The sequence below is a fragment of the Mycobacterium sp. NGS16 genome, from assembly GCF_059813225.1.
The window spans coordinates 315252-342112 of sequence record NZ_JCALEE010000003.1 but is presented as its reverse complement, the minus strand read 5'-3'; the positions used below and the strand labels follow the sequence as shown (position 1 = coordinate 342112).

The 26861-nt window shown below is 68.9% G+C and carries 27 protein-coding genes and 1 pseudogene; 11 read left to right on the top strand and 17 right to left on the bottom strand.

The window, feature by feature from the left end; translation table 11 throughout:
- The first annotated feature begins 2 nt into the window (after window positions 1-2).
- Window positions 3-1481, top strand: coding sequence for an acetyl-coenzyme A carboxylase carboxyl transferase subunits beta/alpha (locus tag AC5Y4Q_RS11435; protein WP_064921158.1), 1479 nt, complete (start codon window positions 3-5; stop codon window positions 1479-1481).
- On the opposite strand, the gene AC5Y4Q_RS11430 is transcribed toward AC5Y4Q_RS11435, so the two are convergent.
- On the bottom strand, window positions 1478-3235 hold the full coding sequence (locus AC5Y4Q_RS11430; protein ID WP_235663890.1) for an ABC transporter ATP-binding protein: 1758 nt from the start codon (window positions 3233-3235) through the stop codon (window positions 1478-1480). The two genes, AC5Y4Q_RS11435 and AC5Y4Q_RS11430, sit on opposite strands and share 4 nt — an antisense overlap.
- Window positions 3232-4923 (bottom strand): ABC transporter ATP-binding protein, encoded by a 1692-nt coding sequence (locus tag AC5Y4Q_RS11425; protein ID WP_234786414.1) that lies wholly within the window; start codon window positions 4921-4923, stop codon window positions 3232-3234. Before AC5Y4Q_RS11425 ends, AC5Y4Q_RS11430 begins: the two co-directional genes overlap by 4 nt.
- A 189-nt stretch (window positions 4924-5112) precedes the next feature.
- On the opposite strand from AC5Y4Q_RS11425, the gene prrA reads away from it, so the two are divergent.
- Together prrA and AC5Y4Q_RS11415 are read left to right on the top strand one after the other, a co-directional pair.
- On the top strand, window positions 5113-5823 hold the full coding sequence (gene prrA, locus AC5Y4Q_RS11420; protein ID WP_064921165.1) for a two-component system response regulator PrrA: 711 nt from the start codon (window positions 5113-5115) through the stop codon (window positions 5821-5823).
- A gap of 17 nt (window positions 5824-5840) precedes the next feature.
- Entirely contained in the window at window positions 5841-7175 is a 1335-nt protein-coding gene (locus AC5Y4Q_RS11415; protein WP_064921166.1) for a sensor histidine kinase, read from the top strand.
- Between the two features lies 1 nt (window position 7176).
- On the opposite strand, the gene arfC is transcribed toward AC5Y4Q_RS11415, so the two are convergent.
- From arfC to AC5Y4Q_RS11380, 7 genes and pseudogenes are all read right to left on the bottom strand, one after another.
- Complete coding sequence (arfC, locus tag AC5Y4Q_RS11410; RefSeq protein WP_267887744.1) at window positions 7177-7302, bottom strand: channel accessory protein ArfC; 126 nt, start codon at window positions 7300-7302, stop codon at window positions 7177-7179.
- Window positions 7302-7454 (bottom strand): channel accessory protein ArfB, encoded by a 153-nt coding sequence (arfB, locus tag AC5Y4Q_RS11405; protein ID WP_165604316.1) that lies wholly within the window; start codon window positions 7452-7454, stop codon window positions 7302-7304. Before arfB ends, arfC begins: the two co-directional genes overlap by 1 nt.
- Before the next feature lie 41 nt (window positions 7455-7495).
- Window positions 7496-8062: pseudogene (arfA, locus tag AC5Y4Q_RS11400) on the bottom strand (channel-forming protein ArfA/OmpATb); the annotation flags it as partial.
- A 101-nt stretch (window positions 8063-8163) separates the two neighbouring features.
- Window positions 8164-8631 (bottom strand): channel-forming protein ArfA/OmpATb, encoded by a 468-nt coding sequence (gene arfA, locus AC5Y4Q_RS11395; RefSeq protein ID WP_064921155.1) that lies wholly within the window; start codon window positions 8629-8631, stop codon window positions 8164-8166.
- The gene (locus AC5Y4Q_RS11390) at window positions 8632-9000 is read right to left on the bottom strand and encodes an FKBP-type peptidyl-prolyl cis-trans isomerase (protein ID WP_064921154.1); all 369 of its coding nucleotides are present in this window, start codon (window positions 8998-9000) and stop codon (window positions 8632-8634) included. It abuts the gene before it with no gap.
- Between the two features lie 5 nt (window positions 9001-9005).
- Entirely contained in the window at window positions 9006-10301 is a 1296-nt protein-coding gene (locus tag AC5Y4Q_RS11385) for a citrate synthase (protein ID WP_064921153.1), read from the bottom strand.
- 107 nt (window positions 10302-10408) lie between these two features.
- Window positions 10409-11680 (bottom strand): MFS transporter, encoded by a 1272-nt coding sequence (locus AC5Y4Q_RS11380; RefSeq protein WP_064921152.1) that lies wholly within the window; start codon window positions 11678-11680, stop codon window positions 10409-10411.
- An 89-nt stretch (window positions 11681-11769) separates the two neighbouring features.
- On the opposite strand from AC5Y4Q_RS11380, the gene AC5Y4Q_RS11375 reads away from it, so the two are divergent.
- On the top strand, window positions 11770-12135 hold the full coding sequence (locus tag AC5Y4Q_RS11375; protein ID WP_064921151.1) for a DUF732 domain-containing protein: 366 nt from the start codon (window positions 11770-11772) through the stop codon (window positions 12133-12135).
- A 22-nt stretch (window positions 12136-12157) separates the two neighbouring features.
- Here the strand turns inward: AC5Y4Q_RS11375 and pdxH are convergent, their stop codons facing one another.
- Complete coding sequence (pdxH, locus tag AC5Y4Q_RS11370; protein ID WP_267887743.1) at window positions 12158-12817, bottom strand: pyridoxamine 5'-phosphate oxidase; 660 nt, start codon at window positions 12815-12817, stop codon at window positions 12158-12160.
- Window positions 12818-12901: 84 nt separating this feature from the next.
- Between pdxH and AC5Y4Q_RS11365 the strand changes: the two genes are divergently transcribed.
- Complete coding sequence (locus AC5Y4Q_RS11365) at window positions 12902-14026, top strand: citrate synthase 2 (protein ID WP_064921150.1); 1125 nt, start codon at window positions 12902-12904, stop codon at window positions 14024-14026.
- On the opposite strand, the gene AC5Y4Q_RS11360 is transcribed toward AC5Y4Q_RS11365, so the two are convergent.
- From AC5Y4Q_RS11360 to AC5Y4Q_RS11350, 3 genes are read right to left on the bottom strand one after another with little or no spacing between them, the layout of a single operon-like run.
- On the bottom strand, window positions 14023-14928 hold the full coding sequence (locus AC5Y4Q_RS11360; RefSeq protein WP_064921149.1) for a class I SAM-dependent methyltransferase: 906 nt from the start codon (window positions 14926-14928) through the stop codon (window positions 14023-14025). The two genes, AC5Y4Q_RS11365 and AC5Y4Q_RS11360, sit on opposite strands and share 4 nt — an antisense overlap.
- A 44-nt stretch (window positions 14929-14972) precedes the next feature.
- Window positions 14973-16673, bottom strand: a complete 1701-nt coding sequence (locus AC5Y4Q_RS11355) for an FAD-dependent oxidoreductase (RefSeq protein ID WP_499959009.1) — start codon at window positions 16671-16673, stop codon at window positions 14973-14975.
- Between the two features lie 21 nt (window positions 16674-16694).
- Window positions 16695-17723, bottom strand: a complete 1029-nt coding sequence (locus tag AC5Y4Q_RS11350) for an AurF N-oxygenase family protein (protein ID WP_064921163.1) — start codon at window positions 17721-17723, stop codon at window positions 16695-16697.
- A gap of 196 nt (window positions 17724-17919) precedes the next feature.
- Between AC5Y4Q_RS11350 and serC the strand changes: the two genes are divergently transcribed.
- Both serC and sepH read left to right on the top strand, forming a co-directional pair.
- The gene (gene serC / locus AC5Y4Q_RS11345) at window positions 17920-19038 is read left to right on the top strand and encodes a phosphoserine transaminase (RefSeq protein ID WP_125224870.1); all 1119 of its coding nucleotides are present in this window, start codon (window positions 17920-17922) and stop codon (window positions 19036-19038) included.
- 204 nt (window positions 19039-19242) lie between these two features.
- Entirely contained in the window at window positions 19243-20028 is a 786-nt protein-coding gene (sepH, locus tag AC5Y4Q_RS11340; protein ID WP_064921146.1) for a septation protein SepH, read from the top strand.
- Window positions 20029-20037: 9 nt separating this feature from the next.
- On the opposite strand, the gene AC5Y4Q_RS11335 is transcribed toward sepH, so the two are convergent.
- Complete coding sequence (locus AC5Y4Q_RS11335; RefSeq protein ID WP_499959007.1) at window positions 20038-22236, bottom strand: hypothetical protein; 2199 nt, start codon at window positions 22234-22236, stop codon at window positions 20038-20040.
- A gap of 55 nt (window positions 22237-22291) precedes the next feature.
- On the opposite strand from AC5Y4Q_RS11335, the gene AC5Y4Q_RS11330 reads away from it, so the two are divergent.
- Window positions 22292-23398, top strand: coding sequence for a PucR family transcriptional regulator (locus tag AC5Y4Q_RS11330; protein ID WP_499959063.1), 1107 nt, complete (start codon window positions 22292-22294; stop codon window positions 23396-23398).
- On the opposite strand, the gene AC5Y4Q_RS11325 is transcribed toward AC5Y4Q_RS11330, so the two are convergent.
- Window positions 23395-23670 carry a DUF2537 domain-containing protein gene (locus AC5Y4Q_RS11325; protein WP_499959005.1) on the bottom strand — a complete coding sequence of 92 codons (276 nt, stop codon included), beginning with the start codon at window positions 23668-23670 and terminating at the stop codon, window positions 23395-23397. The two genes, AC5Y4Q_RS11330 and AC5Y4Q_RS11325, sit on opposite strands and share 4 nt — an antisense overlap.
- Window positions 23667-24440: a TrmH family RNA methyltransferase gene (locus tag AC5Y4Q_RS11320; RefSeq protein WP_499959061.1), complete on the bottom strand. Its 774-nt coding sequence runs from the start codon at window positions 24438-24440 to the stop codon at window positions 23667-23669. The genes AC5Y4Q_RS11325 and AC5Y4Q_RS11320 overlap by 4 nt, the downstream gene beginning before the upstream one ends.
- Window positions 24441-24530: 90 nt before the next feature.
- Between AC5Y4Q_RS11320 and AC5Y4Q_RS11315 the strand changes: the two genes are divergently transcribed.
- From AC5Y4Q_RS11315 to AC5Y4Q_RS11305, 3 genes are read left to right on the top strand one after another with little or no spacing between them, the layout of a single operon-like run.
- Window positions 24531-24800 carry a DUF2530 domain-containing protein gene (locus AC5Y4Q_RS11315; RefSeq protein ID WP_064921142.1) on the top strand — a complete coding sequence of 90 codons (270 nt, stop codon included), beginning with the start codon at window positions 24531-24533 and terminating at the stop codon, window positions 24798-24800.
- Between the two features lie 27 nt (window positions 24801-24827).
- Complete coding sequence (locus AC5Y4Q_RS11310) at window positions 24828-25283, top strand: SRPBCC family protein (RefSeq protein WP_499959003.1); 456 nt, start codon at window positions 24828-24830, stop codon at window positions 25281-25283.
- A gap of 50 nt (window positions 25284-25333) precedes the next feature.
- On the top strand, window positions 25334-25840 hold the full coding sequence (locus AC5Y4Q_RS11305) for a hypothetical protein (protein WP_064921140.1): 507 nt from the start codon (window positions 25334-25336) through the stop codon (window positions 25838-25840).
- Here AC5Y4Q_RS11305 and AC5Y4Q_RS11300 read toward each other — a convergent pair.
- Window positions 25837-26784, bottom strand: coding sequence for a DUF3027 domain-containing protein (locus AC5Y4Q_RS11300; RefSeq protein WP_064921139.1), 948 nt, complete (start codon window positions 26782-26784; stop codon window positions 25837-25839). The two genes, AC5Y4Q_RS11305 and AC5Y4Q_RS11300, sit on opposite strands and share 4 nt — an antisense overlap.
- Window positions 26785-26861 lie beyond the last annotated feature (77 nt).

Here is a 26861-nt window from a genome sequence, read left to right as displayed (position 1 = left end):
TTGTGAGCCGGACCGGGGCCGACGAACTGCGCGAGGCGGTATTGGATCACGGCTCGTTCCTCAGCTGGGATGCCGCGCCGCTGCCGCTGCCGGTCAGCGACGATTTCGCCGCCGAGCTGGCCGCCGCCCGGGCCGCCACCGGCCGCGACGAGGCCGTCATCACCGGCGAGGGCCGGATCCACGGGCGGCGGGTCGCGGTGATCGCCAGCGACTTCGACTTCCTGGCCGGTTCGATCGGGGTGGCGGCCGCCGAGCGGATCACCTCGGCGATCCAGCGGGCCACCGCCGAGGGGTTGCCGCTGCTGGCATCCCCGAGTTCGGGTGGCACCCGGATGCAGGAGGGCACCGTCGCGTTCCTGCAGATGGTGAAGATCGCCGCCGCCGTCGAACTGCACAAGCGGGCCCACCTGCCCTATCTGGTGTACCTGCGCCACCCCACTACCGGCGGGGTGTTCGCTTCCTGGGGCTCACTCGGGCACATCACGCTGGCCGAGCCCGGGGCGCTGGTGGGTTTCTTGGGGCCGCGGGTCTACGAGCAGCTCTACGGCGCGCCGTTCCCGCCGGGCATCCAGACCGCGGAGAACCTGCAAGCGCACGGCGTGATCGATGGCGTGATCCCGGTGAAGTGGCTGCGGCGCACCTGCGCGCGGGCGCTCAAGGTGATCCTCGACGCCCCCGGCGGCGCACCTACACCACCGGCCCCCGAGCCGATTCCCGACGTGCCGGCGTGGAACTCGGTGTGCGCGTCGCGGCGCCCGGACCGGCCCGGCGTGGGATTCCTGCTGCGGCACGGCGCCACCGAGCGGGTCTTCCTGTCCGGCACCGGCAGCGCCGAACGCGGGGCCACCATGCTGCTGGCGCTGGCCCGCTTCGGTGGCCAGCCCGCGGTGGTGCTGGGCCAGCTGCGCGGCCCCGACCGCCTGACCGATCCGGTGGCGCTGCGCGACGCCCGCCGCGGCATGGCGTTGGCCGCGGGCCTTCGGCTGCCGCTGGTGCTGGCCATCGACACCCCGGGCCCCGCGCTGTCGGTGGAGGCCGAACAGGGCGGGCTGGCCGGGCAGATCGCGGCCTGCCTGGCGGAGCTGGTCACCCTCGAGGTGCCGACGGTGTCGGTGCTGCTGGGCCAGGGCAGCGGCGGGCCCGCATTGGCGATGGTGCCCGCGGACCGGGTGCTGGCGGCGTTGCACGGCTGGCTGGCGCCGCTGCCCCCCGAGGGCGCCAGCGCCATCGTGTTCCGCGACACCGCGCACGCCCCGGAGCTCTCAGACGCCCAGGGCATCCGATCGGCGGATCTGCAGGCGCACGGGATCGTCGACGTGATCGTGGCCGAGCACCCGGATGCCGCCGCGGAGCCGATCGACTTCGCCAAGCGGATGTCGGCGGCCATCGCCGCCGAGTTGCACGCGCTGCGCGGGGTGCCTGACGAGGCGCGGCTGGCCGCCCGGCTGGAGCGCTACCGGCGGATCGGGCTGCCGGGTTAAGCCAGCGACCGCTGCCAGGCCTCGTGCAGGGCGGCGTAATGCCCCTCGGCGCGGATCAGCTCGGCCGGCGGTCCGTCCTCGACGACGGCGCCGCCCTCGATCACCAGCACCCGGTCGGCGATCTCGACCGTGGAGAGCCGGTGAGCGATCACCAAAGCGGTGCGGTCGGCCAGCACGCTGCGCAGCGCCTGCTGCACCATCCGCTCACCGGGGATGTCCAGCGCCGAGGTGGCCTCGTCGAGGATCAGCACCGCCGGGTCGGCCAGGAACGCGCGGGCGAAGGCGACCAGCTGCCGTTGGCCCGCCGAGAGCCGGCCGCCGCGCTTGGCCACGTCGGTGTCATAGCCGTCGGGCAGCTCCGCGATGAACGCCTCGGCGCCCACCCGCGCCGCGGCCGCAGCCACCTCGGCGTCGGTCGCCCCGGGACGGCCGAAGCGGATGTTGTCGGCCAGCGTCCCGGAGAACAGGAAGTTCTCCTGGGTGACCATCACCACGTGCCGGCGCAGCTCGGCCTGGGTGAGGTGGCGCAGGTCGACCCCGTCGAGCGTCACCGAACCCGAGGTCGGGTCATAGAACCGGGCGATCAGCTTGGCGATGGTCGTCTTGCCGGCGCCGGTGCTGCCGACCAGCGCCACGGTCTGGCCGGCCGGGATCTGAAGCGACAAACCCGCCAGCACCGGCGCATCGGCGGAGTAGCTGAAACCCACCTGGCGCAAGGCGATCTCGCCGCGCACCTGGCCGAGGGCGGCCGGGGTGTGCGGGTCGGCCACCGCGGGCGTTTCGGCGAGGACCCCGGCCAGTTTCTGCAGCGCCGAGGTCGCCGAGGAGAAGGTGTTGAGGAATTGGGTGATCTCCTGCATCGGTTCGAAGAACATCCGCAGGTAGAGCAGGAACGCGGTGAACGTGCCGATCGTCATGTGCCCGTGCAGGACTCGCCAGCCGCCGTAGAGCAGCACCACCCCGGTGGTGAGGTTGCCGACCAGCTTGACGCCGGGGCTGAAGACGGCGACCAGTTTGAACGCCTTCTCGTTGACGGCACGGTAACGGTCGGCGACGGCTGCGAAGATCTGCTGGTTGCGGGCTTCGCGGCGGTAGGCCTGCACCGCTTTGATCCCGGTCATGGTCTCGACGAACTGCACGATCACCCGCGCGGCGTGTTCCCGGACCGCGGTATAGGTCTTCGACGACTCAGCCCGGAACCAGCGCAGCAGCGCGACCAGTGCCGGGAATGCACCCAGACACATCAGGCCCAGTCGCCAGTCCAGCACGACCAGCAGCACCGCGGTACCGGCCAGCGTGAGCGCGGCGCTGATCAGGCTGTCGAAGCCGCTCGTCAGCATCTCCTGGATCGCGTCGATGTCGTTAGTCAGCCGGCTGACCACCCGGCCCGAGGTATAGCGCTCGTGAAAGCCGATGTCGAGGCGCTGGAAATGGCGAAACACCCGCCGCCGCAACTCCAGCAGCACCCGCTGGCCGATCCGCCCCGACCATTGCAGAAACACCAGCCGGCTACTGGCCTGGGTGAGCACGACGGCCCCCAACGCGACCAGGATCACCGTCAGCATCCGGCTCGATCCGTCGCTGAGCGGCGGGATCCCGCGGTCGATCCCACGCTGAGTCAGCACCGGAACCGCAAGGCGGGCAGCGTTTTCCACCACGACGATCAACGCCAGCGCCACGACCGCGACGCGGTAGGGGCGCAGCAGTGACCACAGCAGGGCACGGGCGGCGGCGCGGCCCGGGTCGGCCGTCACCGCCGCGCCCAGTCGACGAGGTGTTCGGCGCCGTCGTCGAGTTCGTCGTCAGCGGCCAGCAGGTAGCGATACCGCGGCACGCTCGCCAACAGTTCGGCGTGGGTGCCGATCGCGCTGATGGCCCCGTCGGCAAGCAACGCCACCCGGTCGGCCAGCGCCACCGTGGAGGCCCGGTTGGCCACCACGATCCCGGTGATCGCCCCGTCCCGCAGCACCCGGCGCAGCGCCTCGGTCACGGCGGCTTCGGTGTGCACGTCCAGCGCTGAGAGGGTGTCGTCGAGCACCAGGATCGTCGGCGCCGCCACCAGCGCGCGGGCCAGCGACAACCGCTGCCGCTGCCCACCGGAGAGGCTCATCCCCTGCTCACCGATGCGGGTGTCGAGCCCGGCCGGCAGGTCATAGACGAAATCTGCCGACGCCACCTCGAGGGCGTGCGCCAACTCCGCGTCGCTGGCATCCGGCCGGCCGAGCCGCAGATTCTCGGCCACCGACATCGAGAACAGCGTCGGGTCGTCGAACGCGGTGATCACCGCCGAACGCAGCGCCGTCAGCGTCAGCGAACGGATATCCCGCCCACCGATGAGGATCTGCCCCTCGCACGCGTCGTAGAGCCGTGACAGCAGCATCGCCAGCACCGATTTACCCGATCCGGTGGCGCCCACCAGCGCGACGGTCTCGCCGGGCTCGACGGAGAGATTGACGCCGCGCAGCACCCAGCGGCCGTTGAAGCGGAACCCGACGTCGCGCAGCTCCAGGCGCCCGGACGGCGGCGCCGGATCGTCCCCGTCGGTGATCTCGACGGGCGCATCGAAGATCTCGGTGATCCGATCGGCGGCGGTCATCGCCTCCTGGGTGGCCGACAGCAGAAAGCCCAGCGACGACACCGGCCAGACCAGCGACAGCATCAAGGTGATGAACGCGACCAGGGTGCCCATCGTGACCAGGTGGTGCCCGGCCGCGAACGCACCGATCGCCAGCACCACGATCAGTGTCAGGTTGGGGATGACCTCCAGCAGCGTCCAGAACCTCGACGACACCACCACCTTGTCGATACCGAGGTCGCGCAGGGTCTTGGCTTGGGCGTCGAAGTGGGCGAACACGTGGTCCTCCCGGCCGAACGCCTTGATGGTGCGCAGCCCCAGCGCGGACTCCTCGACCACGGTCGCCACCTGGCCGGCCTGGTCTTGGGCGCGGCGCGACAGCCGGGTGTACTGGCGTCGGAAGTGCTGCACCGCCAGCGTCACCGGCACCATCGACACCGCGGCCACCACGCCCAGTGGCCAGTACAGCAGCAACAGAATGGTCGTCACCGCCACGATCTGCAGCGTGTTGAGCAGCAGGAACACCACCACGAACGACAGGAACCGGCGGATGGTGGCCAGGTCGTTCATGATCCGCGACAGCAGCTGCCCGGACTGCCAGCGGCCGTGAAACGTCATCGGCAGCACCTGCAGCCGGGCGTAGAGATCCTTGCGGAGGTCGGCTTCGACGCCCATGGTGGCGTGCGCGACCAGCCAGCGCCGCACCAGCCACAGCAGCGCCTCGCCGACCCCGAGCGCGGCGGCCGCCGTCCCCAGCAGCCACAGCCCGGGCTGGTCACGGTGGGCCACCGGCCCGTCGATGACGGCCTTGGTCATCAGCGGGATCGCCACGGTGGCGCCCAGGCTGACGACGGCCACCGTGATCATGGTGATCCACCGCGCCCGGTAGGGCCGCAGGTATGGCAGCAGGCTGCGCAGTGCGGAGGCCGGATTCACGCAATCGACCCTAGATCGGCGACGACGTGCGGCGCCCGACTTCGTCGCGCTTGCGATCGCCGCAAGAACCGCGCGGCGCCATCCCGCGCTTGGCGGCGACATTCAGGCAAAATGGCGACCATGAGCAACCCCGCCAACGCCGCTGCCTCCCCTCGAGTACTGGTCGTCGACGACGACTCCGATGTGCTCGCCTCGCTGGAACGCGGACTGCGGCTGTCCGGTTTCGAGGTGGCCACGGCGGCCGACGGCGCCGAAGCGCTGCGCAGCGCCAAGGAGGCCCGCCCGGACGCGATCGTGCTCGACATCAACATGCCGGTGCTCGACGGCGTGAGCGTGGTGACCGCACTGCGCGCGATGGGCGACGACGTGCCGGTCTGCGTATTGAGCGCCCGCAGTTCGGTCGACGACCGGGTCGCCGGTCTAGAAGCCGGCGCCGACGATTACCTGGTCAAGCCGTTCGTGCTCGCCGAGCTGGTGGCCCGGGTGCGGGCGATGCTGCGGCGGCGGGGGTCGTCGGCCAGCTCGTCGTCGGAGACCATCACCGTCGGCCCGCTGGAGGTCGACATCCCCGGCCGGCGCGCCCGGGTCAAGGGCGTCGACGTCGATCTGACCAAGCGGGAGTTCGACCTGTTGGCGGTGCTCGCCGAGCACAAGACCGCGGTGTTGTCGCGCGCCCAGCTCCTCGAGCTGGTCTGGGGTTATGACTTCGCCGCCGACACCAACGTCGTCGACGTGTTCATCGGCTACCTGCGGCGCAAGCTGGAAGCCGGCGGCGCGCCCCGGCTGCTGCACACCGTGCGCGGAGTCGGCTTCGTTCTGCGCACGCAGTGAGGACCACCATGAACGTCATGAACGCGCTGCGGCGCATCTTTGCCCGCACGCCCTCGCTGCGGACCCGGGTGGTGCTGGCGACCGCGATCGGCACCGCGATCGTGACGGTCATCATCGGCGCCATCGTGTGGGTCGGGATCACCAACGACCGCAAGTACTGGCTGGACCGCCGGCTCGACGAGGCGGCCGGTCTGACCGTCCCGCTGATCGGCCTGGGTGAGCTGCCCCGATCGGCCGGTGCCACCGATGCCGTGATCACCCTGCGCCGACCCACCGAGGTGACGTCGAACTCCGCGGTGGTGCTGCCGGAACTGGAGCCCGGCTACGCCGACACCGAGATCGACGGGGTGCGCTACCGGGTGCGGACGGTCGAGATTCCCGGGCCCGGCCCGCGGACACTGGCGGTCGGCGCCACCTACGACGCCACCGTCGCCGATACCAATAACCTGCACCGCCGGGTGTTGCTGCTGTGCACGTTCGCGATCGGCGCCGCCGCGGTGCTGGGCTGGCTGCTGGCCGCGTTCGCGGTGCGGCCACTGCGGCGGCTGGCCCAGCAGGCCCGGTCGATCGACGCCGGCGACGAGCGACCCGAGATCGAGGTGCGCGGCGCCACCGAGGCCGTGGAGATCGCCGAGGCGATGCGCGGCATGCTGCAGCGGATCTGGACCGAGCAGGACCGCACCAAAGAAGCGTTGGCCTCAGCGCGGGATTTCGCCGCGGTGTCCTCGCACGAGCTGCGCACCCCCCTGACCGCGATGCGCACCAATCTCGAGGTGCTGACCACCCTCGATCTGCCTGACGATCAGCGCAAGGAAGTTCTCAACGATGTCGTGCGCACCCAGACGCGGATCGAGGCCACCCTGTCGGCGCTGGAGCGGCTGGCCCAGGGGGAACTGTCCACGGCCGACGACCAGGTTCCGGTGGACATCACCGAGCTGCTCGACCGGGCGGCGCACGACGCGATGCGGGTCTTCCCCGACCTGAACGTCTCGCTGGTGCCATCGCCGACCTGCATCATCGTCGGGCTGCCGGCCGGCCTGCGGCTGGCGGTGGACAACGCGATCGCCAACGCGGTCAAGCACGGTGGCGCGACCCAGGTGCAGTTGTCGGCGGTCACCTCCCGCGCGGGCGTCGAGATCGCCATCGACGACAACGGCACCGGGGTTCCCGAGGAGGAACGCCAGGTGGTGTTCGAGCGGTTCTCCCGCGGGTCGACGGCCTCGCATTCGGGCTCCGGTCTCGGGCTGGCCCTGGTGGCACAGCAGGCCGGGCTGCACGGCGGCACCGCGTCGCTGGAAGACAGCCCGATGGGCGGGGTGCGGCTGATGCTGCGGCTGCCGCCGCCGCGCTGACTCAGCCGTCCCGGCGCGTCGAGTCCGGCTGCGCCGGCACCGTGACCCGCCGGATGCTGAAGGCGAAGGTCAGCAGCAGCCCGAGCGCAAAAGACAAGCCCATCAACCCGTAATGGACCCCGTGCATCAGCGGGTCCCAAGCTCAGCTGCGCCGGGTAGGTCCGCAATGGCATCCTCCCGGTTGGTGCGGCGAATCGACACAACGGTGAGTAGCCAGGCGATAGCCGAGCCCGCGACGAAGGCCAGCAGATACCACAGCCAGTGAATGACGAAATCCATTGAGAGTGCTCCTTAGCGGCCGTCGGGTGTGCTCATCGGGGCGGTGATGCCGGGGCCGGCACCGCATCAGGCAGCACCAGAATGTTGTTGGACAGCTCCAGGTTTGGCCACGCCGCCTTCGCGGCCGCCTCGACGGCGGATTTGACCGCGCCGGAGGCGGCGGTACCGATCAGCGTCACGGTGTCACCGTTGATTTTGAATCTGAAGTCCGGCATGGTCGACGCGGCCGTGAACACCGATGTCAGCGCGGCGATGTCGGGCACCTGGGCGCCAGGTTTGATGGTGAGGTTGTCGACCAGTTGGATCCGCTCGCCGTATGCCGCCTTGAGCATGTCGAACAGCCATGTCCGCGTAGCGATGTCGGACAACTCGCCGTTGACGGTGATGACATTGCCGTTGCGCAGAATCGACAATGGGGCGAACGATAGTCCCGACGGATCCACGGTGGGCACCGGTGGGGCGGCGACGCTGGATTCGGTGCTGTCGAGTTTCGAGCGATCCGCCATCCCGAGGCCGATCATCGCTAGTAGCAAGGGGATTACCGCCAGTGCCACGAGCCAGCCGGCGCCGGGAGGTCGCCGGTAAAAGCGCGATACCGAGCCTGGCATGGATCCTCCTTGAAGAGCGATAGGCACCTCGGTGTCCAAGTCACCGCGATCCTATGGGCTTCCGATTCGTCAGTGGAGGTCTTCAGCCGATCTTCGTGCTCTTATCGCGTCGCCGGCGAGCTGACCACGAGTTCGTTGAGGATCTCGGCCCGCGGCCAGGCGTCCTCGGCCGCGTCCGCCACGGCAGCCGCCTCTGGCGCCTTCGCCGCGGTGCCGGCCAGCGTCACGGTGTCACCGGTCATGCGGACGGTGAAATCGCCGATCACCGCAGCCGCTTCGAACACCGGAGCCGACACGGAGAAATCCGGTGCGGTGGCGCCCGGCGCCACGCGGAGCCGATCGATGACGGTGAGGTCCTCGGTCGAGGTGATCACCGCGTCCAACAGCGCCCGTTTGGCCGCCGGATCGGGCACGTCCCCGCTCAGCGTGATCTCGTTGCCGCGGCGGATGATCGACACCGGCGCCGCAGTGCCGGGATCAGTGCGGTCCGGTGAACCTTGTTGCGGCCCACAGCTGATCGCGCCGAACAGCACCGCAGCCAGCGCCGCCGTGACCCACCAGGCGCGCACTCAGCGGGTGCCGAGCAGATCGATCACGAAGACCAGGGTCTTGCCGGCCAGTTGATGTCCGGTGCCGGCCGGGCCGTAGGCCAGCTCAGGCGGGATCACCAATTGGCGCCGGCCACCGACCTTCATCCCCGGGATGCCGTCCTGCCACCCGGCGATCAGGCCGTCGAGCGGAAACTCCAAGGACTCACCGCGGTTCCACGAGCTGTCGAACTCTGCACCGGTGTCGTAGTCGACGCCCAGGTAGTGCACGTTGACCAGCGCCCCGGGCGCGGCCTCGGGTCCGTCTCCGACCACGATGTCGGAGATGACCAGTTCGGTCGGGGGCGGGCCGCTCGGAACGGTGATCTGGGGCTTGGCCGGGTTCGTCACGGCGGTTACCGCCCGCCGATGGTGACGTAGTCGCGTTCGGTGTAGCCGGTGTAGAGCTGACGCGGGCGGCCGATCTTGGAGTCGCCCTCGTCGTGCATCTCGCGCCAGTGGGCGATCCAGCCGGGCAGGCGGCCCAGCGCGAACAACACGGTGAACATCCGGGCCGGGAAACCGATCGCCCGATAGATCAGGCCGGTGTAGAAGTCGACGTTGGGGTAGAGCTTGCGCTCGATGAAGTAGTCGTCGGTCAGCGCCGCCTCTTCGAGGTCCTTGGCGATGTTGAGCAGTTCGTCGTCGCCGCCGAGCTTGCCGAGGATCTTGTCGGCCTGCTCCTTGACGATGCGCGCCCGCGGGTCGTAGTTCTTGTAGACCCGGTGACCGAAGCCCATCAGCTTGACGCCGTCTTCGCGGTCCTTGACCTTGCGGACGAAGTCGCCGACGTTGCCGTGCTCGTCGCGGATCTTCTCCAGCATCTCCAGCACCGCCTGGTTGGCACCGCCGTGCAGCGGGCCCCACAGCGCGTTGATGCCCCCGGAGATCGAGGTGAACAGGTTGGCCCGCGAGGAACCGACCAGCCGCACCGTCGACGTCGAGCAGTTCTGCTCGTGGTCGGCGTGCAGGATGAACAGCATGTCGAGGGCCCGGACCACCTCGGGGTCGACCTCGTAGGGCTCGGCCGGCAGGCCGAAGGTCATCCGCAGGAAGTTCTCCACCAAGGTCAGCGAGTTGTCCGGGTACAGGAACGGCTGCCCCTCGGACTTCTTGTAGGCGTAGGCGGCGATGGTGGGCAGTTTGCCCAGCAGCCGGATGGTCGACACCTCGACCTGCTCGTTGTCGGACGGGTCCAGCGAGTCCTGGTAGTAGGCCGACAGGGCGTTGACCACGCTGGACAGCACCGGCATGGGATGCGCGTTGCGCGGGAAGCCGTCGAAGAACCGCTTCAGATCCTCGTGCAGCATGGTGTGCCGCTGGATCTTGCCGGTGAAGGTCGCCAGCTGCTCGGCGGTCGGCAGTTCGCCGTAGATCAACAGGTAGCTGACCTCGATGAAGGTGGACTTCTCGGCGAGCTGCTCGATCGGGTAGCCGCGGTAGCGCAGGATGCCGGCGTCGCCGTCGATGTAGGTGATGGCGCTCTTGACCGGCGAGGTGTTGGCATAGCCGTTGTCGAACGTGGTGTATCCGGTCTTGGCGAGCAGCGAACCGATGGCCAGGCTGTCGGAGCCCTCGGTGGCGTGGACGATCGGCAGCTCCAGCTCGCCTCCCGGGTACTTCAGGGTGGCGGTTTCGTCGGTTGCGGCCACAGGAACCCCTTTGCGCTATTCGGCTAACCAGTCGATTGGGTGTGTATAGGAAAAGGTAGTCGGTTCGGGGCTGGCGCGCCCGCCCGGGGCCGGGTATCGCGGCCCGGTCATGACGCCGCCGCCGGTCCCGGCCGGCGGTAGCCGACGAAAGCCGGCGCCACGAGCGCGGCGAGCAGCACTCCGACGATCACCAGCGCGCCGCCGCCGGCCGCCGCGGCGGCGGTGCCCACCACGGCGCCGGCCGCCCCGTGCACGGCGTCGGCGAGCCGGGGACCACCGGCGACGATCACCGTGAACACCCCTTGCAGCCGGCCCCGGATCTCATCGGAGGCGACCTGCTGCAACATCGTCGAACGGAACGCCGCCGACACCATGTCCGCGGCGCCGCCGACCGCCAGGAACGCCAGCGCCACCCACAGCACTCGGCCGGTATGGCCGTCGGCGCGGGCGACCGCCAGCCCGAAACCGGCCATCGCCGCGCCCCAGACCACGATCGCGACGACGATCGCCAGGCCGTGGCGGGTGATCCGCGGCAACCAACCGGAAAACACCCCGCCGGCCACCGCCCCGACCGCCATCGCCGCGGCCAGCAGCGCCATCGTGGTGCCGCCCTCGACCGGTCCGCCGAAGTCCGCGGCGGCGATCTGCGGGAACAGCGCCCGCGGCATGCCCAGCACCATCGCGATCAGGTCCACCACGAACGACATCAGCACCACGGTGTTGCCGGCCAGGTAGCGAAACCCGTCCAGCACCGCCACCAGGCCGAACCGGGAAGCCTCGGGGGTGCCGGTGGGCGGCATCGGTGCCAGCCGGAATGTCGCCCAGATCGGAAAAATGCAGGTCAGCGCGTCGATCAGGTACAGCGTGGACAGGTCGACCCAGCCGAGCAGCAGGCCGGCCAGCAGCGGCCCCACGATCGCCCCGAACTGCATCACGGTCATGTTCAGCGAGTTGGCAGCGGGCAGGTCACCGCCGGCGACCATGCGCGGGATCGCCGCGGCGCGGGTGGGCGAGTTGATCGCGTAGAAGGCCTGCTGCACGGCCAGCAGACCCAGCACCAGCCAGACCCCGCCGCCGAGCACGGCCTGCACCCACAGCAGCAGCGAGGCCAGCCCCAGCCCGCAGGAGGCGATGATCAGCAGTTTCCGGCGGTCCATCGCGTCGGCCCAGGCGCCGCCGAGCAGCCCGAAAACCACCAACGGCACCAACGCGAACAGGCCGGCCAGCCCGACATAGGCCGAACTGCCGGTCAGCGCGTAGATCTGCACCGGGACCGCGAAGATGGTCAGGTTCGCGCCGATGACGGTCGGGATCCCGGCCAGCCACAGCCGACGGAAATCGGGGCTGCGCAGCGGGGTGGTGTCGGCGAATACTCTCAGTGAGCTGCCTCGGCTAGGTCCGGCACGGACGGAATTTTAGTCACGCGCCGGTATTTCGCCGGTACCCGCGAATATGCGATCGTCGATAGGTGCCCGTCCGATTCGGCTATCCGGTGGCCGCCGTGCTGCTGTCCGGTGCCGCGGCGCTGCCGGCGATCGGCCCCGCGGCTGCGGCACCGAGTCAGGACGAGCGTTTTCTGTCGTTGCTCGCCCGACAGCAGCCGGTGGCCATGGCGGATGCACCCGAACTCGTCGCCGCGGCGCACCGGGTGTGCGATCTGCTCGACGGCGGTATGTCGTTCAAGGACCTGGTCCACCAGCTGGGGACAACGCCGCCCGACGCCGGGGCCGCAGCGCCGGAGATTCCCACCCGCAGCACCAGCAGCATCGTCAGATTCGTCGCGGCGGCAGCGGCCGTGTACTGTCCGCTCGGTCACGACGGCGGCACTGCCTAGCCCTGACCCCGACCGCACCGCCTCAGGGCTGCAAGCGCTCGATGCGCCCGCCGCTCACCCGAATCCGGTTGTGCAGCCGGCCTTCCCGGCCCTGCCAGAACTCCACCACCTCCGGGGCGATGACGTACCCGGCCCAGGTGGGCGGGACCGGGACCTGTTCGGCGTCGGCGAATCGGGCGGTCACCTCGACGAGCTGTTCGAGCAACGCGGCGCGTGAGGCGATCGGTGTGGACTGCTGCGATGCCCAGAAGCCCAGCTGCGACGCCCGGGGCCGGTGCGCCCAGTACTCGGCGGGGATCGCGGCGTCGGTCTTGGTGACCCGGCCGCGGATGTGCACCTGGCGGCCCAGCTGGTACCACGGAAACGTCGCCGACGCGTAGGGTGTGGCGGCCAGTTGGGCAGCCTTGTCCGAGCCGTCGTCGGTGAAAAAGGTGACGCCGTTCTCGTCGAGGTTCTTGCACAGCACCGAGCGGCTGACCGGTCGGCCGTCTTCGACGGTGGCCAGCACCATGGCGTTGGGCTCGGGGATTCCGGCGCGTTCGGCGTCACCGATCCAGTTGCGCAGCAAAACCTCCCAGCCGTCCTCGAGCCAGTCCACGTCGAGGTCGCCGCTGTTGTCCTTCTCCCGGTATTCCACTCGCATCGCCGCCAGGTGCTCGTTGTCGGGGCCCGTCCTGTGCACCGCATAACGCTACGCCCGGCGCAGCCCGGTCGGTGTTACCGGCCGGTAGCAACCGCCGGGCGCACGGGTGGAAGAATCGGATGCATGACTGCTGCAGTCCCGGAGAACTTCGTCGCAGGCCTCGAGGGCACGGTGGCCTTCACCACCGAGATCGCCGAACCGGACAAGGACGGTGGCGCACTGCGCTACCGCGGCGTCGACATCGAGGACCTGGCCGGGAAGGTCAGCTTCGGCGACGTGTGGGCCCTGCTGGTCGACGGCGACTTCACCCGTCCGCTGGCCCCCGCCGAGCCGCTGGAGCTGTCGGTGCGCACCGGGGACGTGCGGGTCGACGCCCAGGCCGCGGTGGCGATGCTGGCGCCGCAGTGGGGCTTCAAGCCGCTGCTGGACACCGACGACGCCACCGCCCGCGACCAGTTGGCGCGCGCGGCGGTGATGGTGCTGTCCTACGTCGCCCAGTCGGCGCGCGGCACCCAGGCCGCGGTGCCGCAGTCGGCGATCGACGACTGCGCCACCATCACCGAGCGGTTCATGACCCGCTGGCGCGGCGAACCCGACCCGCGCCACGTCGAGGCCATCGACGCCTACTGGGTGTCGGCGGCCGAGCACGGGATGAACGCCTCGACGTTCACCGCGCGGGTGATCGCCTCCACCGGCGCCGATGTCGGTGCGGCGCTGTCCGGCGCGATCGGCGCGATGAGCGGCCCGCTGCACGGTGGCGCCCCGGCCCGGGTGATCCCGATGATCGCCGAGGTCGAGGACTCCGGCGACGCCCGGGCGGTGGTCAAGGGCATCCTGGATCGCGGCGAGAAGCTGATGGGTTTCGGACACCGGGTGTACCGCGCCGAGGACCCGCGCGCCCGGGTGCTGCGCGCCACCGCCAAGCGACTGGCGGCGCCCCGCTTCGAGGTGGCTGCGGCACTCGAGCAGGCGGCGCTGACCGAGCTGCGGGAACGCCGGCCGGACCGGGCCATCGAGACCAACGTCGAGTTCTGGGCGGCGGTGATCCTGGACTTCGCCGAGGTGCCCCCCGCGATGATGCCGGCAATGTTCACCTGCGGACGTACCGCGGGCTGGTGCGCCCACATCATGGAGCAGAAGCGGCTGGGCAAGCTGGTGCGCCCGTCGGCGATCTACGTCGGGCCCGGCCCGCGCAGCGCGGATTCGGTCGCCGGGTGGGAGCAGCTGGCCCGCCCGGTAGCCGGCTAGTCGCGGTCGGTCTCCGACGGCACCCGCTCGGCGGTCAACACCCCCAGCCAGTCATCGGTAGAGCACCACGGCTGCCCGTTCGGGGCGTATCGCTCGGCGAGGTCGGTGGTTCGCGCATGGTCGCGGACGACGAAACCGGCGTCTTCGGCAGCGCACGTGACTTCGGGCAGGGACAAGGCGGTAAGCCAGGGCTCGCCACGACGCCGCACCAGGCGCGCGGTGCGGCGCGCACCGGCGAGACGATGCTTTCCGGTGACCGTCTCCGGGTCACCGAAGTCAGTCACCAAGCGGCTTCCCGGCGCGCAGATCTCGGCCAGATCCGCCAACGTCTGGTCGATCGCCGGCCGGGTGAGGTAAACGGAGACACCGATCCAGACGACGACGCAGGGTCGCGTCGGGTCGAAACCGGCCTGAACGAGTCGCTCGGTCAGCCGGTCATGTTCGAAATCGCATGGAACCCAATGGACCTGCGAGCCGACAGCGCGGTTGGCGCACTCGAGCAGGCGTCGCTTCTCCTGTTGGGTGGTCGGCGCGTCGACCTCGAAAATCACCGGACCGCAAGCCATGGTGGCGGCGCGCAGACTCGTGGTGTCAAACCCGGCTCCCAGCAGGACAACCTGATCGATCCCAGCCGAAATGGCTTGCTGCAGCACATCATCGGTGTAGCGGACCCGAAGGACGATGTAGAGGTGCAGCCCCGGCAGGTAGCTGTCGAGAGCACGCAGCCAGGTCCGTGCGATAACCGGCCTGGCCAACAGCGGCCCGTACCGACCGGCGAACAACGCCGAATCGGGGTCGTCGAGCAACCTGCGATGAGGCGGTTGCAGAGATTCCGCGGCGCGCTCGAGGGCGCATGTCTGCGCAGTCAGACTGGCTTCCCGGTCCAATCGGCGGCGAGGCATCGATCCAACGTATTACAGCCAGCCGAGCCGGACCACCGACCCGCTCAGCGCCGACGCAGCGCTCCCAGCAGGTTCTGCAGCAGCGGCACGTCGGAGTAGTCCTCCACCTGCTCGAGCATGTCGGGCACGCGGGTGAACTTCACCCGCGGCCGGTCTTGCGCGTCCCCGCGGGCGATCTCGGAGGAGTCGATGGCCTTCCAGCCGGCGGCATCGATCACCTTGGGCTGACGGGCATGCACCATCCGCGCCACCGAGCGCGGCCCGCCGATGGGTTCGCTCAGCTGGCCGGCGTTGTAGTCGGCGACCAGGGCCTGGATCGTGTTCAGCGAGTCGGACTTGTTGGTGCCGATGAAGCCGTTGGTGCCACGCTTGATCCACCCGGACACGTACGCTCCGGCAACCGGCTGGCCGGTCGCCGGATCGATGACGCGGCCGCCCTCGTTCGGAACGACACCGGCGGCGTCGTCGAACGGCAGATCTGCGATCGGGGTGCCGTGGTAGCCGATCGAGGTCAGCACCAGCCCGGCATCGATCCGGCGCACCTGGTCGGTGCCGGTCACCGTGAATTCCACTGCGGCGGCCCGACCCTCACCGATCACCCGGGCCGGGGTCAGCTGGTAGGCGAAGCGGATGCGCGGCCGGGAAGGTTGCGCCGAGGCGCTATCAACACTGTCCAGCTTGGCCAGGATCTCCAATTTCTGCCGGGTGAAGTCGTCGCGGACGGTGGCGAGATCGTTGCGGACCCGGGCGTGGTCTTCGGCGTCGAGCACCACGTCGGCGGTCTGGGTCAGGCCGACCAGCTCGGGCAGGGTGAAGGCCGAGTCGATCGGTCCACGCCGGGCGGCGATCACCACTTCCTGCACGCGGGAATCGCGCAGCACCGCCAGGGCATGATCGGCGATGTCGGTGTCGGCCAGCTTGTCGGGATCGGAGGTGAGGATGCGGGCCACGTCGAGCGCCACATTGCCGTTGCCGACGATCACCACCCGCTCGTGGCTGAGATCGACTGGCAGATCGACGAAGTCGGGGTGACCGTTGTACCAGCCGACCAGCTCGGTGGCGGTGCCGGTGCCCGGCAGGCCCATGCCGTCGATTTCGAGCCGACGGTCGTGCAGCGCGCCGGAGGCATAGAGCACGGCATGGTGGTAGTCCAGCAGGTCGGCGTGGCTCAGGTGCTTGCCGACCTCGACGTTGAGGAAGAAGTTGAACCCCCGCCGCAGGGAGATCTCGTCGAACAGCCGGGTCACCAGCTTGGTGCGCTGGTGATCCGGGGCGACCCCGGCCCGCACCAGCCCGTAGGGGGTGGGCAGCTTCTCGAACACGTTGACCAGCACGCCGGGCTGGGTCAGCAGTTCGTCGGCGGCGTACATGGCCGCCGGTCCGGAGCCCACGATCGCCACCGTCAGCGGATACCGGCCGCGCTTGTGCACTTCAGCGGCCGGCAGGATCGGCGCCAGCTTGGACGTCGGCGGCAGCTTCACCCCCTCGGGGCGCTTGGGATAGTAGGACTTGTTGATCTCGATGAACGGCAGCTGCTCTTGCGGCAGCGCGGTGTCCGGGTAGATCGCACCGACCGGGCAGGCCCGGACGCAGGCGCCGCAGTCGACGCAGGCGTCCGGATCGATGTAGAGCATCTCCGAGGTGGCGAAGTCCGGTTCGTCCGGGCTGGGGTGAATGCAGTAGACCGGGCAGGCGAAGACGCAGGACGCGTCGTTACAGCATGCCTGGCTGATGACGTGCGGCATGAGACGGCGGGTTTCGCTGACTTATGCGACGCGCGACAGGTGAGCGCGCTGCGGCTGGGCACGGAAGCGCGCCGGCGCCCCGCTGATCCGGCACATCCGCCACACCAGCTTGGCGACCGGGTTCATCAGCCCGGTGTCGTGGCAGAGCATCCGCACGTCGGCGAACATGTCGGACAGCATCCGGCGGGCGTCGGCCGACCCGAAGAACACGTCCTTGCGCACCGAGCGGGGAATGTCGAACTCCACCCAGAATTCCTTCGGCGGAACGACAATCGCCGAGCACAGGATCCGCATGGTGACCGGCACGAACAGCGAGAGCCAGAACCGCTTGCGGCGCGGCAGGTGCGGGATGCGCTTGTTGAGGTACTCGTGCGCGAACGAGATGTGGCGCGCCTCTTCGGCGACGTGGATCGCCATCACCTTCTCCATGATCGGGTGCAGCGTCTTGCCCTCGCGCAGGATGTCCTTCTGAATGTGGTCGATGGGCTCCTCACCGGCGAGGATGCCGAACCAGAACGGGATTGGCAGCGGGCCGGCGACCAGCGGGATGAACGCGGCAAGCCACTTGAGGAACCGCGGCATGCCGGGTACGTCGGCGCCGATGTGGTTCACCATCTCCTGGAACATCAGGGTGTGGTTGCACTCTTCGACCGATTCGTGCAGGCAGTACCGGTATTCCGGTGAGCCGTTGGGCACCCAGAACGCGTAGTTGAGCAGGCCGCGGATCAGGATGGACTCGAAGTGCAGCCCCACCTTGGCCACGTTGGCCTGACGCCACATCCCGATCTTGATCTGGCGGTCCTCAGGCTGGGCCTGGTACCACGCGTGCTTCCCGAGCGGGTCGGTGGCCGGCAGGATCCATCGCGGGTCGTTCTCGGTGACCTTGAACTCCGGGCTGTCCCAGTCGATGTCGACGTACGGGTTGAAGTGCCGGCGCACCGAGCCTTCCGACAGGGTGTTGAGCATGTCGACGTACTTGGTGTCGTCGAACACGTCCATGTTGGCCCGCCACCGCCGCACCATCCGGGTTCGGGCCGGCTTGTGAGCCATCTTCTGAGCCATCGGAGACACCCCCACTGACGTTTACATTTGGCCTATCTATGTACAACGGTACCGCAGGTATCGACTACCCGTCCAGACCTTCCGCCGCCTTGTGGTGGTGACAGGTGTCGAGTGTCTCACGTGATCTACGTCACGATAAACCTGCCGTGCGGGCGGCCGCCGAGCGCTGTCTACGCTAGAGACCATGGCGCAGCAGCTCACGATCCCGGACAACATCAAGCCCGCCGACGGACGGTTCGGCTGTGGCCCCTCCAAGGTCCGGCCGGAGCAGCTGAACGCGCTGGTCACCACGGCGGCGCCGCTGTTCGGCACCTCGCACCGCCAGGCGCCGGTCAAAGACCTGGTCGGTCGGGTCCGCAGCGGGTTGCGCGAGCTGTTCTCGGTGCCCGACGGCTACGAGGTGGTGCTGGGCAACGGCGGCTCCACCGCGTTCTGGGACGCAGCGGCGTTCGGCCTGATCGACCAACGCTCCCTGCACCTGACCTACGGCGAGTTCAGCGCGAAGTTCGCCTCGGCGGTGGCCAAGAACCCCTTCGTCGGGGACCCGATCATCGTCACGGCCGACCCGGGCAGCGCGCCCGAGCCGACCTCCGACCCGTCGGTCGACGTCATCGCCTGGGCCCACAACGAGACCTCGACCGGGGTGGCGGTGCCGGTGCACCGGCCCAGCGGGTCCGACGGGGCGCTGGTCGTGATCGACGCGACGTCGGGTGCCGGCGGTCTGCCGGTCGACATCACCGAAACCGACGCCTACTACTTCGCGCCGCAGAAGAACTTCGCCTCCGACGGCGGACTGTGGCTGGCGATCATGAGCCCGGCCGCGCTGGCCCGCATCGAGGCGATCGCCGCTTCGGGTCGCTGGGTGCCGGAGTTCCTGTCGCTGCCGATCGCGGTGGACAACAGCTCCAAGAACCAGACGTACAACACCCCGGCGATCGCGACCCTGGCGCTGATGGCCGAGCAGCTGGACTGGCTACTGGGCAACGGCGGGCTGGACTGGGCGGTCAAGCGCACCGCGGACTCGTCGCAACGGCTGTACTCCTGGGCCGAGGCGCGGCCGTTCACCACGCCGTTCGTCGCCGACCCCGCGCTGCGGTCGCAGGTGGTGGGCACCATCGACTTCGTCGACGGCGTGGATGCCGCCGCGGTGGCCAAGGTGCTGCGGGCCAACGGCATCGTCGACACCGAGCCCTACCGCAAACTGGGCCGCAACCAGCTGCGGATCGCCATGTTCCCGGCGGTCGATCCCGACGACGTCAGCGCCCTGACGCAGTGTGTGGACTGGGTCGTCGAACGGCTGTAGCGCGCGACTCACTCGGCGTTGCCGGGCGCCCATCGCCGGTGCGCGCCGTGAGTGGAAATCTGACGACGCGAGACGGGCGTGTCGCGTCGTCAAATTCTCCCTCGGCACCCGTAATCAACTCGTTATAACCCCAGCGTGTCACCGCGGCCGCGATCGGTTGCTGCACTAAAGTTCGCAGCTAACGGGCCTTCGCGAGGAGAAGTCATGAGGGAACTGACGGTCGTAGGTCTCGACGTCGACGGCAAACACATCATCTGCGAGAGCGTCTGCGGGGACGACGAACGCGCCGACATGTACCGGCTGCGCATCGACGACCGGCTGCGTTCGACAGTGCGCGGCGAGGGCAATCGGGTCGGGCAGACCCAGATCGATCTGGGCAGCACCATGTTGCGCCCGAAGGACATCCAGGCTCGCATCCGCGCCGGGGCGTCTGTCGAGCAGGTCGCCGCGGCGGCCGGCGTGGACGTCTCGCGGGTGGAGCGCTTCGCGCACCCGGTGCTGCTCGAGCGGTCCCGCGCCGCCGAACTGGCGGCCGCGGCCCACCCGGTGCTGGCCGACGGGCCGGCCGTGGCCACCTTGCTGGAGGTCGTCACCAGCGCACTGATGAGCCGCGGTCTGAACCCGGACCAGAACAGCTGGGACGCGTGGCGCAACGAGGACGGACGCTGGACGGTGCAGCTGGCGTGGAAGGCGGGCCGCTCGGACAACGTCGCCCACTTCCGATTCACCCCGGGCGCACACGGCGGCACGGTAACCGCCGTCGACGACGCGGCGATGGAGTTGATCGACCCGGGCTTCGACCGTCCGCTGCGGCCGGTTGCCACGGTCGCCGAACTCGACTTCGAAGAGCCCGCGGTCGCGCCGGTGGTCGAAGAGGAGCCGGTCCGCCAGCGCTCGGCGTCCCGGTCGCGCCGCAGCAAGCCCTCGGTTCCGGGTTGGGAAGACGTCCTGCTCGGGGTGCGCTCCACCGGTTCCGCCGGTCAGGGCTGAACCGGCCCGCTATCCCAGGTCGGTCAGGTAGGCGAATCCTGCCGCCAACATCTCCGATGCGGTCTGGTTGAACGCTGACAACTCAGCCCATGCAGAGGCGAAATCGTTCGCGTCCAGCGTGTAGCTGCCGGCGTGCAGGAGCGCGACCCCCAGGTCGTCGCGGGCGTTCAGGAAGCCGGCGCCGATGCTGGTCGCCGGGTCGTTGAAGATCAGGTCGAGCACCGTTTGCAGGGCCGAGAACCGGTCGGCGAGCACCTCGCCCAGGTGACCGGTCGAGATGCCGTTGCTGAGCTCCTGGACGGTTTGACCGACGAACATGTCCATCCGCAACACCGCCAGAATCATGGGCAAGCTGATGTCCTTGACGGCCAGCGGCAGGTTGTTGATCAACGCCGACGCCGCGCCGGCCGGATCGGCCAGGGCGGACGAGAAGACCGACATGGTGTCAGGGCCCAACGCCGGTGTCATCAGCCGTTCCAGCACCGACGGCACATCCTGTTGAGCACCGAACAACGCATCGAACTGCTCGGGTCCCACTGCCGCCTTGACCTGGTCGTACTCCAGGTTGGCGGTGATCCAGCCGCTGTCGTGGTCTTGGTGCTGGACGTAGAAGTATTCGAGCATGCGCTCCTGCAGATCGGCTGCCCGTTCCGCGGGGGTGACCAGGGGCATGTCGGCGGGCAGGTGCTCGCGGACATCAGCGATGTCAACGACCTGGGCGGTCGGCGCCACAGTCGGGACGGTGCCCGTCACGCCCTGCCAGCGCAGCACGGCCAATCCGTCACGCAGATCGCCGCTGTCGAGCCAGTTGGCGACGCCCGGGTCCTTGCTGCTCACGACGTAGTAGACGAAGCCGTCGGAGCCATGGAACGCCTGGGTGTTGTTGAGACTCGACTGCGCCAGCGCCGCCGGAGCGCCCGTGGTCCAGGCGTCGTCGATCGAGATGCCCGAGTAGGAGGCGTCCAGAACAGGCACCTTGAGGATCAGCGCCTGATCGGGCTGAAGTTCGAAGTGCACCCCACTGCCGAACTGACCGGGGAGCAACGGCCCGCCGGGGGTGGCTTCGGTGGTACCCAATATCGGAGTGATGTAGTTCGGGGGCAGCGAATTCGTGGCTTGCTGAACCCCGAACAACAGGCTGCTGGCATTCGCCCCCGGCAGATCCGTCGCGATATTGGACAGCATCGACGAGATCTGCTCGTCCGACAGCACCGGAAGTGTGAACCCCGGCTGATTCTCCAATTCGAATTTCAATGTAGCGTGCGGCATTCCCCAGTCGCCGATGGAGTTGCGGATCGCCAGGGTTTCCGCGCCGGCCGAATTGACCCAGTTTCCGGCATGCTCGGTTGGGCTCACGTAGATCGTGTAGGTGCCATCGGCATTGGGAGTGAATTGCGACAGGTCGTAGGCGTGTAGCGAGGTGAAGCCGGTCGGCGTTCCGGTACCCGACATCGTCGTGAAACTCAGGTCCTCGGTTCCCGAGTTGGGCCTGATGGTGATCACCTGCGTTTCGTCACCGAGCGAGTTGAAATAGTACTGGGTGTCCGGATTCGGGTCGTTCAAGAAGTTCAGCGGCTCAGCCGCCGGAGCATTCCACAGGTACACGAATTTGTCCGCCGCCTGATCGAACCCGTTGGCGTGATTCAATTGCCCGACATTGAAGTAGAGCTGCATCAGGGCGGAGCCCTGTACGTAGCCGGGCAACAATGTCTTGTCGAAGTCGGTGGCAAAGGGATATGCGCTGTTGGTTTCGATGATCTGCTGCTGGGCAGCGATGATCTGGTCGATCACCGATTGGTAGTGGCTGGCTGCTTGCGAGGCCGTCAGCGCCCAGGCCGGGACGGCGGCCTTCGCGGCGGCCGGCGCCTGCGGGACGACCGCAGGCGAAGCCATCAGCACCATTGCCGATGCACCCACTGCGAGTGCTGGCACCGCACCGGATCGCACCCAGCAGCGCCGGCTGCTGAGCTCGACGGCCGGAAGTCCTGCTGGCTGCGGATATGACATGTGATGCTCCTGTGCGTAACCAATGAAACCGCTTTGCGCTCCGCCAATTGTCGGCAGCCGGGCCGGCCGCAGACAAGGACATCTCGCACCGATCACACGGTGCACATTGCACTGCGGTGGATACGCTGGGCCGGTGATCTGGGAGCCGCCGTCCGAGCGAGTGCGCGAGCTGATGCGGCAAGGCGCGGCGGAGATCGTCAACGGTTCTCAGCGGTGGCTCGACGAGTTGAACGAGGCCTCACTCGGGTCGCGGTATATGCGGACCTTGGTCGACGACCCGGTGCTTGCCGAAGCCATCCGCCGAGGCAATCGCTCGCACCTGCTGCACTGGGCAGTCGCCAACCTCGATCGTCCCGGCGAGCCGGTGCAGGCCAACAAGGGAGCCGAGCCGCTGGACCTCATCCGCCGCGCGATCCGTCGCGGCATGGACGAACGCGCGATCGTGGAGGCGTCCCGGATCGGCCAGGCCGTGACGTGGCGAACCTGGATGCGCACGGCGCTGGGGTTGACGACTGACCCCGATGAATTGCGCGAGCTTCTCGATGTCTCAGCACGCTCGATCACGTCGTTCACCGACGTGACTGTGGCCGAGACCTGCCGCCAGGTCCAGATCGAGCAGAACGCCGCCGCGCGCGGTAGACAGGCCGAACGCCGCGAGATCGTCACCGAGATCCTCGACGAGGCGCCGCTCGATGTGCAGCAGGCCGAGGCCAGGCTCGGCTACCGACTTGAGCAAAGCCACACCGCGGCCGTGATCTGGACCGACGAATCGACGGTCGACCCGGCAGGTTTCGGCCGCGCCACCGAAGCTGTGCTGCACGCCCTGGCGCGGCACCAGTCCCTGTCGGTGCCGGCCGACGACACCGCTCGGTGGGTGTGGTTTGCCGGCGCAGCCGGTCCGGACCTGGCCGCTATCGCCACCGCCATCGCTCCACTCGCCCCGGTGCAAGTCGCGATAGGGCCGACGGCGGCGGGGATCGACGGCTTCCGGCGCAGCCATCACGACGCCGTCAGAACCCAGCAGATGATGACCCAGTTCGGCTCCGCGCGACGGGTCGCCTCTTTCGCCGACGTCGAGCTGATCGCCCTGATCACCTCAGATGCCGAGCGGGCCGATCGCTTCATCGACCACACGCTCGGGGAATTCAAGTCCGCCGACGCCGAACTGCAGCGGACCGTCCTGACATTCATCCACGAACAGTGCAACGCCTCGCGGACCGCCACCCGGCTGTTCACCCATCGAAACACCCTGTCGCGCAGACTTGCCCGGGCAAATGAACTGCTACCGCAACCACTCGAGGTCTCTAGCGTCCGGGTGGCCGTAGCGTTGGAAGCGCTGCGCTGGCGAACCGAAGCGCCTTAACCGCTGACCGTCAGCACCACAAGCACCAGCCACGCCCCCGCCACGCCGAGTCCGGCGCCCAGCGCCAACCATCGCAGCACCGGGGTGCGCCGCCAGCCCCACACCGTGGGCGCCAGCCCGCCCACCGCGATCAGGTTGAGAACGACCGCCACCGCGGGGTGCACCCGGATCAATCCCAGGCTCAGCACCACGATCGCGGTCCCGGACACCGCCGCGACGAACGCCGCCACAGTCAAACCCGTTGCCCACGGCGTGGTTTGGGTCGGACTCATTCCGGCAGCCTAGTGCGCTCGTAGAAGGCCAGCGCGGCCGCCGTCGCAACGTTGAGCGAGTCGGTGCCCCGCGACATCGGGATGCGCACCCGCATGTCACTGGCACGCATGGCCTTCTCCGACAGGCCCGGCCCCTCCGCTCCGACCAGCACGGCCACCGGCTCACCGCGCACCTTCGCCATGGCCGTGGACAGCGCGTCGGCCCGCGGGTCCGGAGTCATGGCGAGCAGCCGAAACCCGCGCTCGCGCAGCATCGCCAGATCCTTCGGCCAGTCCGCCGAACGGGCGAACGGCACCAGCAGGGCGTGCCCCATCGACACGCGCACCGCGCGGCGGTAGAGCGGGTCAGCGCAGCCGGGGCCGAACACCACCGCATCGACGCCCAGACCGGCGCCATTGCGGAAGATCGATCCCAGGTTCTCGTGATCGTTGACACCCTCGAGCACCGCGATGGTCCGGGCACCGGTGACCAGGTCGGCCACCGTGGGCTCGGACACCCGCGACGCGGCGGCCAGCACGCCGCGGTTGAGATGAAAACCGACCACCTCGGCCATCACCTCGGCCGACACCCGGAAGTAGGGAGCATCGCATCCGGTCAGATCGTCGCCCAGCTCGGTGAGGCGGCGGTCGGTGCCCAGCAACGCGCGGGGCGTGAAGCGCGAGGCGAGCATCCGTTGCACCACCAGCACCCCTTCGGCGATCACCAGCCCCTTGCCGGTGGGCAGATCCGGGCGGCGATCGATGCTGTTCAGATCGCGGAAATCGTCCATCCGGGAATCGGCGGGGTCGGTGATGTCGACGACGTCGATGACCCTGGCCACTGCCGCGACATTACCGGCGAGGCGCTAACGTCAACGGCGATGCCCCCCGAGCTGCCGCCTGAGACCGCCCCCGAGCCGCCACCACTGCCGGCCGCGCTGCTGCGGGTCTGGCCGGTGATCGGTGCCGGGGCCGCCGGCTTCTGCTGCGCGACCATCGCCGCGTTCGCGATACCGGGCCTGGAGTCGTGGCGGCCGGTGAGCGTGGCCGGGCTGGGGGTCGGCGTCCTGGGCACCACGATCTTTCTGGTGCAGCGCGAAGCGGCGCGCCGCGGTGCGCGCGGCGCCCAATCCGGACTGGAACACGAATAGAGTTGCGGCCGATCAAGGAGGAATGACATGGCAGCCCCGCTGTTGAAGGCAGAGATCGACATCAAGGCACCGGTCACCGAGGTATGGAACCTGATCTCCGACTTTCGGCGGATGCCGGAGTGGAGCCCGCAGTGCCGGTGGATGAAACCGCTCGGTGCGCTACGCCCGGGCACCCGCACCATCAACGTCAACCGGCGCGGCCGGTTGTTCTGGCCGACCACCTCGGTCATCACCGAATTCGTCCCGGATCGCAAGCTGGCCTTCCGGGTCACCGAGAACCACAGCGTGTGGAGCTACGAACTTGAGCCGACCGCCGACGGCACCCGGGTCACCGAGAGCCGCCGCGCCGACGACGGAATCACCTCGGTCTCCACGTTTTTGACGAACAAGTTCATGGGCGGGGTCGAGAGCTTCGAGCAGGAGTTGGTTGCCGGCATGAAGGCCTCGCTGGATCGGATCAAGGCAGCCGCCGAACACCGCTGACCCGCACCGCAAGTGGAGTAGTATCCCAGCGTCGAAAGTGGGAGGGAGCCATGGAAACAACGCAATCCGGCCCGGGCATGCTGAGCGGCATCGCAGCGACGGCAGTACTGCTGGCCGCCGGGTTGGCTCCGGTGGCCGCACCCGAGGTCAGCACGCACGCGGTCACCGAGGCGTCCGCCCAGGTGTCGACCGAGGTGGCGTTGACCGGCAGCGCGTTGATCGACGGCATCGACGGCATCATCGCCGACCTCGCGGCCTCCGACGACACCCCCGGCCCGGCCGATGCGTTCGACATCGCCGGGCTGTTCAACGCGGAACTGGCTGCGGCCCAAGGGTTTTTCAATAGTCTGTTCAGCCTGCCCGGGACGTTGTTCAATGACGTCTCGAACGTGGTCACCAGCCTGGTCAACCTCGACTTCGGGATGGCCTTCAGTGAGGCGGTCACCATCCCGCAGGACATCATCAACTATGTGCTCGGGCTGCCCGGGCTGGTGATCAACACCGTCTTCAACATGGTCGTGGTGCTCCCGGGCGAGTACCTCTTCAACTTCGGCTAAGGAGTGCCCGGCTCCCCCGGTTCGGCCGGGGGTTCGGCAGGCGTTTCCGTGGCGGCAGCACCGGTGTCGGCTTCTGGTTCGAGCGGTTCGGTCTCGGCCGGGGCGACCGTGGCCGGCTCGGCCACCGCCTCAACCGGCTCGGCCGGCGCCTCAGCCGGTTCGGCAGTGCTGATCTCGGTGGCGGCATCGCTTTCGACGATCTCGAGCACCCCGTCGTCGTAGGGGTCGTAGGCCGGGGAACCAGTGCCCGCCGGTGCCGGGGTGTCACTGTGGGCGCCGCAGCCGTACTCGGCGTCGACCACCCGACCGTCTGCCGACATCTCGTTGCCGCACGCCCCGAACGCCGTGCCGAGCGCGCCGGCCAGCGGCAGATAGAAGCCGCAGTCACGACAGACCCGCTTGGTCGACCGCGCCATCGCCGAATCCGGGCCGTACTCGCCGTCATGCCAGCGCTGCGCCGCCTCGGCGCGGCCCAGTGGGCTCATCAGCCAGCGCCGGCCCAGACCGATCTCGCCAGCCACCTCGTCCAGCTCCGGGTCGCCGGTCGAGGTGTAGCCCGGAACCAGTCGCGGATCGTCAGCCGGCGGCGCCAGCAGATCCCCCGGTCCCAGGTCGCCAGGACGGATCCGCTGATCCCATGGCACCCATTCCGGCGCCAACAACGCCGTGGGTCCCGGAACCAACACCACCTCGCTGATTGTGGAGTGCGCAGCACCTGGGATGGCGGCGACGACGACCGCCCACTGCCAGCCCTGATAGCCGGGCAGCAGCGCGGCGAACCGGTGGGTGGCGGCGGTCGCGTCCTCATAGTCGACGCCCAGGTGCTCACCGACGGTGTCGGCGCCGCTGAACTCGGCGACGGCCGCCCGGGCCTGCTCGACGGCCGCGGCCAGCACCGCGGGCACCGCGACGGTCGCGGTCTGTGATTCTGCGCTGGGTCGCATCACGCGGGTCCCTTCCCTTCAATGACGTCCCTAATACTGCCGCAGCGCGGTCCGCTCAGCCACACGCAGGCACGAAC

What these genes read in the sequence shown, in the direction of transcription:
- AC5Y4Q_RS11425 (WP_234786414.1), bottom strand. Translation starts at nt 4,923, where the DNA reads ATGATCACGGTGGCCGTCGTCAGCCTGGGCGCCACCGTGGCGATCCCG.
- arfB (WP_165604316.1), bottom strand. Translation starts at nt 7,454, where the DNA reads ATGGATTTCGTCATTCACTGGCTGTGGTATCTGCTGGCCTTCGTCGCG.
- prrA (WP_064921165.1), top strand. Translation starts at nt 5,113, where the DNA reads ATGAGCAACCCCGCCAACGCCGCTGCCTCCCCTCGAGTACTGGTCGTC.
- AC5Y4Q_RS11355 (WP_499959009.1), bottom strand. Translation starts at nt 16,673, where the DNA reads ATGCCGCACGTCATCAGCCAGGCATGCTGTAACGACGCGTCCTGCGTC.
- AC5Y4Q_RS11350 (WP_064921163.1), bottom strand. Translation starts at nt 17,723, where the DNA reads ATGGCTCACAAGCCGGCCCGAACCCGGATGGTGCGGCGGTGGCGGGCC.
- serC (WP_125224870.1), top strand. Translation starts at nt 17,920, where the DNA reads ATGGCGCAGCAGCTCACGATCCCGGACAACATCAAGCCCGCCGACGGA.
- AC5Y4Q_RS11325 (WP_499959005.1), bottom strand. Translation starts at nt 23,670, where the DNA reads ATGAGTCCGACCCAAACCACGCCGTGGGCAACGGGTTTGACTGTGGCG.
- sepH (WP_064921146.1), top strand. Translation starts at nt 19,243, where the DNA reads ATGAGGGAACTGACGGTCGTAGGTCTCGACGTCGACGGCAAACACATC.
- AC5Y4Q_RS11315 (WP_064921142.1), top strand. Translation starts at nt 24,531, where the DNA reads ATGCCCCCCGAGCTGCCGCCTGAGACCGCCCCCGAGCCGCCACCACTG.
- AC5Y4Q_RS11300 (WP_064921139.1), bottom strand. Translation starts at nt 26,784, where the DNA reads ATGCGACCCAGCGCAGAATCACAGACCGCGACCGTCGCGGTGCCCGCG.
- AC5Y4Q_RS11310 (WP_499959003.1), top strand. Translation starts at nt 24,828, where the DNA reads ATGGCAGCCCCGCTGTTGAAGGCAGAGATCGACATCAAGGCACCGGTC.
- AC5Y4Q_RS11365 (WP_064921150.1), top strand. Translation starts at nt 12,902, where the DNA reads ATGACTGCTGCAGTCCCGGAGAACTTCGTCGCAGGCCTCGAGGGCACG.
- AC5Y4Q_RS11330 (WP_499959063.1), top strand. Translation starts at nt 22,292, where the DNA reads ATGCGGACCTTGGTCGACGACCCGGTGCTTGCCGAAGCCATCCGCCGA.
- AC5Y4Q_RS11360 (WP_064921149.1), bottom strand. Translation starts at nt 14,928, where the DNA reads ATGCCTCGCCGCCGATTGGACCGGGAAGCCAGTCTGACTGCGCAGACA.
- AC5Y4Q_RS11320 (WP_499959061.1), bottom strand. Translation starts at nt 24,440, where the DNA reads ATGGACGATTTCCGCGATCTGAACAGCATCGATCGCCGCCCGGATCTG.
- AC5Y4Q_RS11415 (WP_064921166.1), top strand. Translation starts at nt 5,841, where the DNA reads ATGAACGCGCTGCGGCGCATCTTTGCCCGCACGCCCTCGCTGCGGACC.
- arfC (WP_267887744.1), bottom strand. Translation starts at nt 7,302, where the DNA reads ATGCACGGGGTCCATTACGGGTTGATGGGCTTGTCTTTTGCGCTCGGG.
- AC5Y4Q_RS11305 (WP_064921140.1), top strand. Translation starts at nt 25,334, where the DNA reads ATGGAAACAACGCAATCCGGCCCGGGCATGCTGAGCGGCATCGCAGCG.